Below are 11,971 nucleotides of genomic sequence, written 5' to 3'. Positions count from 1 at the left end.
CGACGCGTCCGGGTACGACACGAGGGGAGTACGGGATCGGCTCCCGTACCCCCCTCGCGGTGGGTCACTTCTCCAGGGCGCTCTCGATGGACTTGCGCACCTCGTCCATGTCCAGCTGCCGGGCCTGGCCGATGACGTCCTCCAGGGCCGCCTCCGGCAGCGCGCCCGGCTGCGCGAACACGGCCACGTTGTCGCGGACGATCATCAGCGTCGGGATCGAGCGGATCTCGAACGCGGCGGCCAGCTCCTGCTGGGCCTCGGTGTCGACCTTCGCGAAGACCAGGTCCTCGTGGCGCTCGGACGCGGCCTCGAAGATGGGGCCGAACTGACGGCAGGGACCGCACCAGGAAGCCCAGAAGTCGATCAGGACGAATTCGTTGCCGCTCACGACCTCGTCGAAGTTGTCCTTGGTGAGCTCTACGGTGCTCATGTTGCTGCCTACCTTTCGGGGTCTCCTGGCGGTGTCCTCACGGTCCCCTGGGGACTCGACCGACACAACGGCGGATCGAGCCGAGCTATTCCGGCCACTTCGCGCGGCCGTTTCGGCCGGTTCGTCCCGAACGGCGACGCGGGAGGCCGGGGTGGGGGCCCGCGGTGCAGGGGCGGGCGGCGCGCGAGGCCGGGGGCCTGGTCATCCCGGGGTCGGAGACGGTGCCCGTCTGAGGGAGGATTCGCCGAACTGTCCTCTGAGCAAAGGTGGTTGAGACCAATCCTTCCCCTTCCACGAGGACCTGACCGACTGTGCGAAGCATGCGAGCAGCACCCGTCGTGGCCATCGGCGCCTTAGCGACGCTCCTTCCCGCTCTCACCCCCGCGGCCGCGGCGGCCGGCTCCCGAGCCGGAACCACCGCCATCACTGTCTCCACCGCCACCACCGTCTCCACCACGGTCGACGCGCTGGAGCGGTACACGCGGCAGAAGCCGCACTGGAACCGTTGCGGCGCCGAGACCCCCGCCGATCTCGAGTGCGCGACCGTCAAGGTGCCGCTCGACTACTCCCGCCCCGGCGACCGGACGCTCGACGTCGCGGTGTCCCGGACGAAGGCGACCAGCGCCCAGGACCGGCGCGGTGTGCTGCTGCTGAATCCCGGCGGGCCGGGTGGATCGGGCCTGGACATGCCGGTGTGGATGGCGCCGGAACTGCCGGACGAGGTGAAGAAGCGGTACGACCTCGTCGGCTTCGACCCGCGGGGCGTGGGCCGGAGCGCCCCGGTGAGCTGCGGCCTGAACGGCGACGAGCTGAACTGGCAACGCCCCTACAAGGCGGCGACGTTCGACAGGGACATCCGGTGGGCCGAGACCGTGGCGGCCAAGTGCCGGGCGGGGAACGGAGCCGTACTGCCCCATCTCGCGACCCGCAACACCGCACGGGACATGGACGTGATCCGCGCCGTGCTCGGCGAGAAGAAGATCTCGTACCTCGGGTACTCCTACGGCACGTACCTGGGCGCCGTCTACACGCAGATGTTCCCCCGGCGAACCGACCGTTTCGTGCTGGACAGCGCGGTCGACCCGGAGCGGATCTGGCGCGGCATGATCCAGGTGTGGGCCGAGGGCGCGGAACCGGCGTTCACGCGGTGGGCGACCTGGACCGCCGCCCGCGACGAGACGTACGCGCTCGGTCGCACCCCGGCCGAGGTGCGCGCGACGTTCTGGGCGCTGGTCGCCCGGGCGGACCGCGAGCCGATCGTGCTCGACGGCACCGCCCTCACGGGCGACGACATCCGGGCCGGCAGGCCCATGTTCTTCGACGTGGCGTACGCGGCGGAGACGGTCGCCCGCCTCAGGGACGCCGCCGCCGGCCGTACCCCCTCGTCCTCCGGGCGCGCCACGCCACCCGCCCCCGTACCCCCGTCGTTCATCCCGGTCGGCACGGGCACGGGCACGGGCGGAGGCGCGGGCACCGGCACCGGCGCCTCGACCGGCATCGCGACCGGAACCTCCGCCGGGGCAGTCCCGGCGGACAACATGGACGCGGCGTTCTGGTCCGTGGTGTGCGCGGACACCCGTGCCTGGCCCCGGGACCCGGAGCGGTACCGCCGCGACGCGATCCGTGACAAGGCCAGGTATCCGCTGTACGGGGACTTCGCGTCGCACATCAAGCCCTGCGCGTTCTGGGGTCACGGCTCCGAGCCCGCCACCCGGGTGAACAACTCCGTCGGCGCCCTCATCCTGCAGAACGAATGGGACTCCCAGACACCGCTGGTCAGCGGCCAGGGACTGCGCCGGGCCATGAAGGGGGCGCGGATGGTGACGGTCCTGGGCGGTCAGGGTCACGGCGTCTACGGGATGAAGTCCTGCGCCGACGCGACCGCCACCGCGTACCTGACCACGGGCAGGCTGCCGGCCGCGGACACGGTGTGCCGGACCCCGGCCGCCGGGGCCGGGCACTCGCCGCGGCTGCCGCTGCCGACGCCGCGGCTTCTTCCGGGCGGGAAGGCCCGTTTCTGAAGGCAGGGGAAGGCCCGCTGCTGACGGCACCGGAAGGTCCGCTTCTGAAGGCACGGGAAGGTCCGCTTCCGGCGTCACCGTGACCGGCCGCCGACGCGGGGCCCGCCGACGGTACCTCACGCCGGCGGGCTCCGCGGGGCCGGGGCCTCGTCGGCGGTGCCACCGGCGCCGCCCGTGCGGCTGAGCCGCGACTCGCCCGGCGCGACGGCGTATCGAGCCGCGCCATTCCGGACCGCTGCCAGCAGACTGGGACCCATGACACGAACGGTGGATGCGGTGGAAGCCGAGCATGCGTACGACGTGGTGGTCCTGGGGGCCGGTCCGGTCGGCGAGAACGTCGTCGACCGGGTGCGGGCGGCCGGTCTGAGCGCCGCGATCGTCGAGAGCGAGCTGCTGGGCGGCGAGTGCTCGTACTGGGCCTGCATGCCCAGCAAGGCCCTCCTTCGCCCGGCGCTCGCCCGCTCCGACGCCCGCAAGGTGGCGGGGCTGCGCGAGTCGGTCTACGGCCCGCTGGACGCGATGGAGGTCCTCGCCCACCGGGACTCGGTCGTCGGTCACTGGAAGGACGACGGCCAGGTGGACTGGCTGGACTCCATCGACGTCCGGGTCTTCCGCGGCCACGGCCGGTTCGTCGGGCCGCGCCGGCTGGAGGTCGCGGGCCCGGAGGGCGAACGCCACCTGCTGACCGCCCGGCACGCGGTGGCCGTCTGCACCGGCACCCGCGCCGTCCTCCCGGAGCTGCCCGGTCTGCCCGGGGCGCACCCGTGGACCAGCCGTGAGGCGACCAGCTCCGACCGGGTGCCCGAGCGGCTGATCGTGGTCGGCGGGGGAGTGGTGGGCGTGGAGATGGCCACCGCCTGGCAGGCTCTCGGCGCGAAGGTGACCATGCTGGTGCGGGGCGGTGGCCTGCTGCCGCGCATGGAGCCCTTCGTCGGCGAGCACGTGGCCGAGGCCCTCGCGACGCGCGGCGTGGACGTCCGTACCGGCACCGACGTCACCGCGGTGGTACGCGACGGGGGCACCGGCCCGGTCACCGTGGTCCTGGAGGGCGGCGACCACGTCGAGGGGGACGAGGTGCTGTTCGCGACCGGCCGGGCCCCGCGCACCGACGACATCGGCCTGGAGAAGGTCGGTCTGACACCGGGCTCCTGGCTCGACGTCGACGACAGTCTGCGGGTCACCGGCAGCGACTGGCTGTACGCGGTGGGGGACGTCAACCACCGGGCGCTCCTGACCCACCAGGGCAAGTACCAGGCCCGCATCGCCGGGGCCGCGATCGCCGCCCGCGCGCGGGGCGACGCGTCCCTGGACACCGGCCGGTGGGGCGCGCACGCGGCCACCGCCGACCACGCGGCCGTCCCCCAGGTCGTGTTCAGCGACCCCGAGGCGGCCGCGGTCGGTCTCGGCCTCGCGCAGGCCGAGCGCGCGGGGTACCGGGTCCGGGCCGTCGACCTCGACATGCGGCAGGTCGCCGGGGCGGGCCTGTACGCGCAGGGTTACCGGGGGCACGCCCGGATCGTCGTGGACCTCGACCGCGAGGTGCTCCTCGGCGCGACCTTCGTCGGCCGGGGCATCGGAGAGCTGCTCCACTCGGCGACGGTCGCCATCGCAGGCGAGGTCCCCATCGCCCGCCTCTGGCACGCCGTACCGTCCTACCCGACGCTGAGCGAGGCCTGGCTGCGCCTCCTGGAGGCCTATCGGGGCTGACGGTCCTGACTCACCGTCACTTCGGTTCCGCCACTCTCCGTCACTTCGCTTCCGCCGCAGGCGTGTCGGCGTCCTCCGCCGCGTAGGGCGGGATCAGGAGCCGCGCCGCCGAGCGGGCCGCTTCGAGGGCGGGGCGCGGGTCGCGTCGGGACTCCTGGCCCAGGACGACACGGGTGCTCAACCCGTCGAGCAGGGCCAGGAGTTCGGAGGCGCGGGCGGCCGCGTCCAGGGGGGCGAAGCGACGGCGTTCGACGCCCGCCGTCAGCAGGGCCTCCAGGTCCTCCTGCCAGCCCCGGTCCAGTTCGTCCTGGGCCTCGCGGAGCGCGCTGTTGCCGGGTGTGCGGGCCCACAGCTCGATCCACAGCGTCCAGCGCGGATCGCGTGTGCCGCGCGGCAGGTAGAGCCGCAGGAAGAGGTCGAGCTTGCGCTCGGCCGTGGTCCGGCGGGCGAGGAGCGCTCGCCGCTCCTCGGCGAGCGCGGCCTCGCTCCAGCGGAGCGCGGCGAGCAGCAGCAGGTCCTTGCTGCCGAAGTAGTACAGGATGTGGCCGCCGCTGGTGCCGAGCCGCTCCGCGAGCGCGGACATGGTGAGCGAGGCGAGGCCGTCCTCCGCGATCGCGGTCATGGCCTCCTCGAGCATCCGCTCCTGGGTGACGTGTCCGTCCCGTCGTCGTGCCGACCCTGCCACCGCAGCCGTCCCCGTCCTGCCGTTCCGTGTCCTTGTGCGTCCGCTGTCCGCGAGTCCGACCTTAACCGCAACCTCCGAAGGTCTTGACGTGGCCGGAACTCATCGCACATCTTGAATGCCGTTCTAACACTTAGAACGGCATTCAAGACAGGAGCGCGTGGTGCTCGGACACGAGACGGAGCCCGTGAGCACGGGCCGGACGGCGACCGACGAGGTCTTCCAGGTCGAGGAGCACGGCATCGACCCCATCCCCGACGCGGAACGCCACGGCGCTGCCAAGGACGTGTTCTGGCTGTGGTTCGGCTCGAACCTCACCTTCACGTACGTCATCAACGGCGCCCTCGCCGTCGCCTTCGGGCTCTCCTTCTGGCAGGCCGTCGCCGTCGTCGTGATCGGCGGCCTGTCCTTCCTCGCCATCGGCGCGGCCGGCCTCAGCGGCGTGCGCACCGGCACCGCCACCCTCGTCATCTCCCGCGCCGCCTTCGGCATCCGGGGAAACTGGCCCGCGGGACTGCTCAACTGGATCGTCAGCATCGGCTACACCATCGTCAACACGGTGGTCGGCACGCTCGCCCTCGAAGCCTTCTTCGCCGACCTCGGCTGGCACGGTGGGCACGCCTCCCGGGCCCTCGCCCTCGGCGTCACCCTCGCGCTGACCTTCGCCGTCGCCCTCTGGGGCCACGCCACCGTCCAGTTCGCCGAACGCTGGATGGCCTACGTCCTCGCCGTCGGCTTCGCCGCCCTGCTCGTCCTCGTCCTGCCCGGCGCCGACACCTCCGCCCCCGCCTCCGCACCCGGCGCCTCCGGCTGGAGCCTCGCCTTCGTCGTCATGCTCGCCGGCCCGTTCTCGTACCTCCCCATGCCCGCCGACTACACCCGCTACCTGCCCCGCACGACCTCCCTCAAGGCCGTCACCTGGAGCGGTGCCCTGGGCGGCTTCCTCTCCTCCGTCGCCCTCGGCGTCGCCGGTGTGGCCGCCGCCACCCAGGCCGACATGACCGACGCCGTCGCGGGCACCGAAAGCCTCCTGCCCGGCTGGTTCCAGCCCCTCTTCCTCGCCCTGGTCCTCGGCGGCTCCGTCACCAACTCGATCATCACGCTCTACTCGTCGAGCCTGAACCTCCAGGTCCTCGGCATCCCCTGGAACCGGGCCCGCGCCATCGTCATCAGCGCCGCCGTCACCGCAGTGGGCTCCCTCGGCGCCCTCTTCCTCACCGACTTCACCACCTCGCTCCTCTCCTTCCTCTCCCTCCTGATCATCGTCTTCGCCCCCTGGGGCGGGGTCTTCCTCGCCGACATGGTCCTGCGCCGCTGCACCTACGACTCCGCCGGTCTGCACACGGGACCGGGCGGGGCCTACTGGTACCGCTCGGGCTGGCACCCGGCCGGCCTGACCGCGCTCCTCGCGGGCCTGCTCTTCTCCGCCCTCACCTGCGACTCCGAGCTCTGGACCGGCCCCCTCGTCGCCCCCCTCGGCGGCGCGGACCTCACCGTCCTCGGCGCCGCCGTCTCCGCCCTGGTGTACGTGCTCCTCGCCCGCGGGCGCGTCACCCCGGTCCGCCCCTGAACCGCCCGACACCCCCCCCGCACACCACCGCCCTTCCCGCACGTACGCCACGGAGCCACCCCGCATGAACAGCGTCACCCCCACCCCCTCCGACCTCGTCCTCACCGGGGCCCGCATCCACACCGTCGACCCGGCGCTTCCCGAAGCCCAGGCGCTCGCCGTCCGCGACGGCCGCATCGCGTGGATCGGCTCCGACGCCGAGGCGGCGGCCTGGACCGGCCCCGGCACCGAGGTCCTCGACGCCCGCGGACGGCTCGTCCTGCCCGGCTTCGTCGACGCCCACAACCACGTCCGCCTCGGCTCCGACGACGCCTGCGTCCAACTCGCCGGCGCCCGCACCCTCGACGCCGTCCACGAACGCATCCGGGCCTGGCACGCCGCCCACCCCGACGCCGGGTGGATCGAGGCCGAGGCCTTCGACTACTCCGCCGTCCCCGACGGCCGCATGCCCACCGCGGCCGACCTCGACCCCGCCACCGGCGACACCCCCGCCCTCGTCCTCAGCTACGACGTCCACACCGCCTGGCTCAACACCGCCGCCCTGCGGCGCCTCGGCGTCGACCGCGACCACACCGACCTGCCCTTCGGGCGGGCCGTCACCGACCCCGCCACCGGCGAACCCACCGGATTCGTCAAGGACTTCGCCGTCAAGGGACTCTCCCGCGACGGCCACCGCGCCCTGCGCGAACTCGGCCTTCCCTGGGCCTCCCCGGACCGGCAGTACGGCCGGCTCGCCAAGAGCCTGGACGACGCCATCCGCTACGGCATCACCACCGTCGTCGAACCCCAGAACTCCCTCGACGACCTCTCCCTCTTCCAGCGCGCCCGCGCCGAAGGCCGCCTCCGCTCCAGGATCGTCGCAGCGCTCTTCCACCCGCGCGGCACGACCGACCAGGACCTGGACGAATTCGAGCAAGCCGCACGGCGGTTCGCGGACGACAGGCTGCGCGTCGGCCCGCTCAAGCTGTACATCGACGACGTCGTGGAACCGCGCACCGCCGCGCTCCTGGAGCCGTACGCGGGCTGCTCCCACCACCGCGGCGACACCTTCTACCCGCCCGAGGAGTTCGCCGAGCTGCTCACCCGCCTCGACTCCCGCGGCTTCCAGTGCTTCGTCCACGCCACCGGCGACCGGGGCATCCGCACGGTGCTCGACGCCGTCGACCGCGCCCGCGCCGCCAACGGCCCGCGCGACGCGCGCCACCAGATCGTCCACGTCGAATGCCTGGACCCGGCCGACACCCCGCGCTTCGCCGAACTCGGCGTCGTCGCCTGCATGCAGCCCCGCCACGCGGCCCCCGACATCGCCGGACCCGGCCAGGACTGGGCCGAGAACGTCGGCCCCGACCGCTGGCACAAGGCCTGGCCGCTGCGCAGCCTGCACGCCGCCGGCGCGGTCCTCGCCCTCTCCAGCGACTGGAACGTCGCCGAGATGGACCCCATGATCGGCATCCACGCCGCCGTCACCCGGCGCCCGCCCGGCGGGGGAGAGGCGTGGACCGCCGGCGAGACGATCGACGTCGCCACCGCCGTCGAGGGCTACACGATGGGATCCGCGTACGCCAACTTCCTGGACCACGAACGCGGTTCGCTCACGGTGGGCAAACTCGCCGACCTCGTCGTCCTCTCCCGCGACATCCTCCGCATCGCCCCCGACGAGATCCCGGGCACCACGGCCGAGACCGTCGTCGTGGGCGGTGAGGTGGTCGTGGGAGGAGAGCCGGCCGCCGGGCGTCCCCGGGAGGCCTGACGGAACCCGCCCCCGCGTCTCCCCCTCGCGGTCAGTGGCCGCCCCTCCCGGACGTCACCGCCATCCGCCGTTCGAACCGGCCGCCCGCGTCCCGGGACTCGTACCCCCCGTCCTGGGTGGCGACGAGCACCCGACGGGCGTCCACGACCGTCATCGCCTGCGGAGCGCCACCCGGCACGGCGGCGACCCGGGTCCAGGAACCGCCCCCGTCGCCGCCGCGGAAGCGGTCCGCCTTTCCGGGGTGGACCGCCTTCGCGGGCGGACCTCGCGGGGTGGAGCCTCACGAGGTCGGCCTTCGCGGTGGGATCAGAGCCGGTCGAGGATCTTCCGCAGGGCGGCGATCTCCTCCGACTGGGTCCGGACGACGTCGTCGGCGAGGGCCTTGGCGGCGGTGTTGCCACCGTCCTTCCGCTCGTCCTCGGCCATGGCGACGGCCCCCTCGTGATGGGCGATCATCAGTTCGGCGAACTTCCGGTCGAAGGCCTTGCCCTTGACGGCGGCGAGGTCCTTCATGTCCTGCTCCGACATCATCCCGGACATGCCGTGACCGGAGCCGGAGCCGTGACCGGCGGACTCGGGCTTGCCCCACCCCTTGAGCCAGGCCCGCATCTTCGCGATCTCCGGGTCCTGGGCTCCCTTGACGGCGGCGACCAGCCTCTTCACCTCGGGGTCCTCGGCCCGGCCGTCGGCGAGCTCCGCCATCTCCAGGGCCTGCTCGTGGTGGGGGATCATCATCTGCGCGAACATGACGTCCGCGTCGTTGAAGGCACCGGGGGCGCCGGCCTGGGCGGTCCCCGACGCGGAAGCGGAAGCGGTGGCGGTGGCGGTGGCGGACGTGCCGCCGTGGTCCATTCCGCTCATCGGGTCGTCGGTGCCGCAGGCGGAGAGCAGGAGTCCGGCGGTGGCGGTGGCGCCGAGAAGGGCGAACTTCCTGGCGGTGCGGTTCGTGAAGGCACGCATGTGGTGATACCTCGTGTGCTGCTCGTACTGACGGAAAAGGGCAGGCCGAAGACGTCCACGGGCAGCGCGAAGCGCCCGCGGCGGCGAGACGGCCTAGATCCGCAGGACGGACAGACGTGCGAGGTCGGGGGGTCGGCGCGGTGGCGCGTGCGGCACCCGCACGGACGTGAGCCGTGCGAGGAGGAGGGTGAGCCAGTCGGGGCGGCGCCCGAGCGCGGCCCGTACGAGCCCGGCGAGCAGCCAGGCACCGAGGACGGCCACGCACAGGGTGGTCATGTCCATCCCCGCACCCGAGTCGTGCCGGCTGTCGGCACCGTCCCGGTCGGCGGAACCGTGCAGGCCGCCGGAGCCGGCGGAGCCGTGCGCCCCACCGGTCCCCACGGCATCCGAGGCTGCCCCGTGCGACGCGGCGGCCTTTTGGGCGTGCACGTGTGAGGCTGCCCCGTACGAGTCGCGGGAAGCGGAGTCCGTACCGCCGCCGGAGCCCTCCGGGTGGCCGACGGCGTGCATCAGGAACACGCCGAGCGCGAGCACGACGACGAGCAGCAGGTGCCCCGGGGCACCTCCCGCTCGTCTGTCGCGTACCGCTCGTCGTACAGGCACAGCCAGGACCTCCTGGCCGCCGAATATACCGTGCGGGGGTATCAGGTCCGCGTGAGGACGCGCTCCCGCCGACCGGCTCCGGCCCGGCGCCGCGGCGTCAGGACGGGAGCTCGCCCGTCATAGCGGCGGCCAGGCGCAGGTGCGGCGCCGCCTCGTCCGAGCGCCCCTGGCGCTCCAGGGTGCGTCCGAGCATGAGCCGGGCGTAGTGCTCGACCGGGTCGCGGTCGAGGACGGCCCGCAGCTCGGTCTCGGCCTTGGAGAGCTGGGCGGAGTGGTAGTAGGCGCGGGCGAGCAGGAGCCGCTGGGCCGTCTGCTCCGGGTGCTCGGCGACGAGGCCGACCAGGATGCGGACGGCGGTTCCGTACTCCTTGGCCTCGAAGAACAGCCGGGCGCGGTCCCAGCGTTCTGCGGCCGTTCCGAACCCGTAGTACGTGTCGCTCACTTGCCGTCCCTCTCCCGTGTGCCGGATCTGTCACCCTGTGGGGTGGTCGATCACGTCAACACGGCAAGATGGTTGAACATTCCACCATGATCGGCCTTGCCTCCCCGGGAGCGCCCCGCGCCCGGAACCCGGACAGGAAGAGGTCGAGCGCCATGAGCAATCTTGATCGTCAGGCCGTGCCCACCGTCTGCGGCGGCCGCGGCTTCGTCGTCGCCGAGCCGGTACGGGAGCTGCTCAGCCCCCGCCGCGTCCAGCTCGGCGAGTCGACCGAGGTGCGCCGGCTCCTCCCCAACCTCGGCCGGCGCATGGTCGGCGCCTGGGCCTTCGTCGACCACTACGGCCCCGACGACATCGCCGACGAACCGGGCATGCAGGTCCCGCCGCACCCGCACATGGGCCTCCAGACGGTCAGCTGGCTCCACGAGGGCGAGGTCCTGCACCGCGACTCCACCGGCAGCCTCCAGACCATCCGGCCGCGCGAACTGGGCCTGATGACCTCCGGCCGGGCGATCTCCCACTCGGAGGAGAGCCCCCGCCCGCACGCCCGCTTCCTGCACGGCGCCCAGCTCTGGGTCGCCCTCCCCGACGCCCACCGCCACGTGGAGCCCCACTTCCAGCACCACGCCGAACTGCCCCACGTCACCGCCCCCGGCCTCACCGCCACCGTCATCCTCGGCACCCTCGACGGCGCCACCTCGCCCGGCACCACGTACACCCCCCTCGTCGGCGCCGACCTCACCCTCACCGCCGGCGCCGACACCCGCCTCCCCCTCGACCCCGACTTCGAGTACGCCGTCCTCTCCATGTCCGGCGAAGCCCACGTCGACGGCGTCCCTCTCCTCCCCGGCTCCATGCTCTACCTCGGCTGCGGCCGCACCGAACTCCCCCTCCACGCCCCCTCCGACGCCGCCCTCATGCTCCTCGGCGGCGAACCCTTCGAAGAGGAACTCGTCATGTGGTGGAACTTCGTCGGCCGCACCGACGACGAGATCCGCAAGGCCCGCGAGGACTGGATGACGTCTGACCGCTTCGGCGAGGTCAAGGGCTACGACGGCGACCGCCTGGACGCGCCGGAGGTCCCCCCGACCCAGCTGAAGGCGCGGGGTCGAGTGCGCTGAACTGGGGTTTTCTTCTCGTGCTCGACGCCCGAAGGAGGTTCGCCCGGCCATGCCTCCGGCTTTCGGCGTGCCACCAGGAGGGATGTTTCGCAACCTCTCTTGGTGGCGCAGCCGATGCGGTGCGCTTCTGTGGTGGGCTCGCGTGCGAGCAGGTCTGATCAGCTGAATGCCGACCTTTTGCCGACTTTGCCGACGAGTCATCAGGCGTGCCAGGTGGGGGCCAGTGGCTTTTCCGACTGCAAGCAGCGCATGCGAACCGGCCCTTCTGGCCAGTGCGCACGCCTGCCGCGGGCTCGCGGGCGACTTCGTGCACCGGGAACGGTCCGGATCTCGGGCGCCGTTGCGAGGCCTTCGGGGGAGTGACGGGCCAGGCCCGGGCTGCCCCGAAGTCCGCCGGAAGCAGGATTTGGGCGAGTGGGCGTTCTGTGGTTCCCCATGGCGCGCCGTCCGCCGCTTGACGTGCTGATCGACCACGAATGTCCACCGTGCGGGCCGGACCACCCGCCGGACATGCCGAATCCGGCCGTGGACCAGGGCCGCGACCGGATTCGAGAGGCTGCTCGGAGACTACTTGTTGACGGTGAAGCCCTGGTCGTTGCCGTACTTGACGCTGGCGTCCTGCCAGGCCTTGAGGCCGTCGGTGAGCTTGGTGGGGGTGACGTAGGCCTTGCCGACGGTGTCGTTGAAG

Annotated in this window: 11 protein-coding genes; 5 read left to right on the top strand and 6 right to left on the bottom strand. The window is 72.7% G+C overall.

The window, feature by feature from the left end; all coding sequences use genetic code 11:
* Nucleotides 1-64: 64 nt before the first annotated feature.
* Complete coding sequence (gene trxA, locus OO54_RS24385; protein ID WP_017240656.1) at nt 65-430, bottom strand: thioredoxin; 366 nt, start codon at nt 428-430, stop codon at nt 65-67.
* Between the two features lie 311 nt (nt 431-741).
* On the opposite strand from trxA, the gene OO54_RS24380 reads away from it, so the two are divergent.
* Nucleotides 742-2,451, top strand: a complete 1,710-nt coding sequence (locus OO54_RS24380; RefSeq protein WP_033206562.1) for an alpha/beta hydrolase — start codon at nt 742-744, stop codon at nt 2,449-2,451.
* Nucleotides 2,452-2,706: 255 nt separating this feature from the next.
* The gene (locus tag OO54_RS24375; protein WP_033206561.1) at nt 2,707-4,158 is read left to right on the top strand and encodes a dihydrolipoyl dehydrogenase family protein; all 1,452 of its coding nucleotides are present in this window, start codon (nt 2,707-2,709) and stop codon (nt 4,156-4,158) included.
* Nucleotides 4,159-4,198: 40 nt separating this feature from the next.
* On the opposite strand, the gene OO54_RS24370 is transcribed toward OO54_RS24375, so the two are convergent.
* On the bottom strand, nt 4,199-4,843 hold the full coding sequence (locus OO54_RS24370; RefSeq protein ID WP_033206559.1) for a TetR/AcrR family transcriptional regulator: 645 nt from the start codon (nt 4,841-4,843) through the stop codon (nt 4,199-4,201).
* Nucleotides 4,844-5,003: 160 nt separating this feature from the next.
* Here OO54_RS24370 and OO54_RS24365 point away from each other — a divergent pair, with 160 nt between their 5' ends.
* A complete protein-coding gene (locus OO54_RS24365) occupies nt 5,004-6,410 on the top strand; it encodes a purine-cytosine permease family protein (RefSeq protein ID WP_033206557.1) in 1,407 nt (468 codons plus the stop codon).
* 64 nt (nt 6,411-6,474) lie between these two features.
* A complete protein-coding gene (locus OO54_RS24360) occupies nt 6,475-8,160 on the top strand; it encodes an amidohydrolase (RefSeq protein WP_033206555.1) in 1,686 nt (561 codons plus the stop codon).
* A gap of 31 nt (nt 8,161-8,191) precedes the next feature.
* On the opposite strand, the gene OO54_RS48375 is transcribed toward OO54_RS24360, so the two are convergent.
* The 4 genes from OO54_RS48375 to OO54_RS24345 form a co-directional block, all read right to left on the bottom strand.
* Nucleotides 8,192-8,314 carry a hypothetical protein gene (locus tag OO54_RS48375; RefSeq protein ID WP_267888943.1) on the bottom strand — a complete coding sequence of 41 codons (123 nt, stop codon included), beginning with the start codon at nt 8,312-8,314 and terminating at the stop codon, nt 8,192-8,194.
* Between the two features lie 152 nt (nt 8,315-8,466).
* Nucleotides 8,467-9,120, bottom strand: coding sequence for a DUF305 domain-containing protein (locus OO54_RS24355; RefSeq protein WP_033206552.1), 654 nt, complete (start codon nt 9,118-9,120; stop codon nt 8,467-8,469).
* 93 nt (nt 9,121-9,213) lie between these two features.
* Entirely contained in the window at nt 9,214-9,723 is a 510-nt protein-coding gene (locus tag OO54_RS24350; protein WP_033206550.1) for a hypothetical protein, read from the bottom strand.
* A 97-nt stretch (nt 9,724-9,820) separates the two neighbouring features.
* Nucleotides 9,821-10,165 carry a tetratricopeptide repeat protein gene (locus OO54_RS24345; protein WP_033206547.1) on the bottom strand — a complete coding sequence of 115 codons (345 nt, stop codon included), beginning with the start codon at nt 10,163-10,165 and terminating at the stop codon, nt 9,821-9,823.
* 152 nt (nt 10,166-10,317) lie between these two features.
* Between OO54_RS24345 and OO54_RS24340 the strand changes: the two genes are divergently transcribed.
* Nucleotides 10,318-11,283: a pirin family protein gene (locus OO54_RS24340; RefSeq protein WP_033206544.1), complete on the top strand. Its 966-nt coding sequence runs from the start codon at nt 10,318-10,320 to the stop codon at nt 11,281-11,283.
* Nucleotides 11,284-11,971: the final 688 nt, after the last annotated feature.

The organism is Streptomyces wedmorensis, from assembly GCF_000716445.1.
GTDB classification, from domain to species: Bacteria; Actinomycetota; Actinomycetes; order Streptomycetales; family Streptomycetaceae; genus Streptomyces; species Streptomyces wedmorensis.
This window is presented reverse-complemented; position numbering and strand designations above follow the sequence as displayed.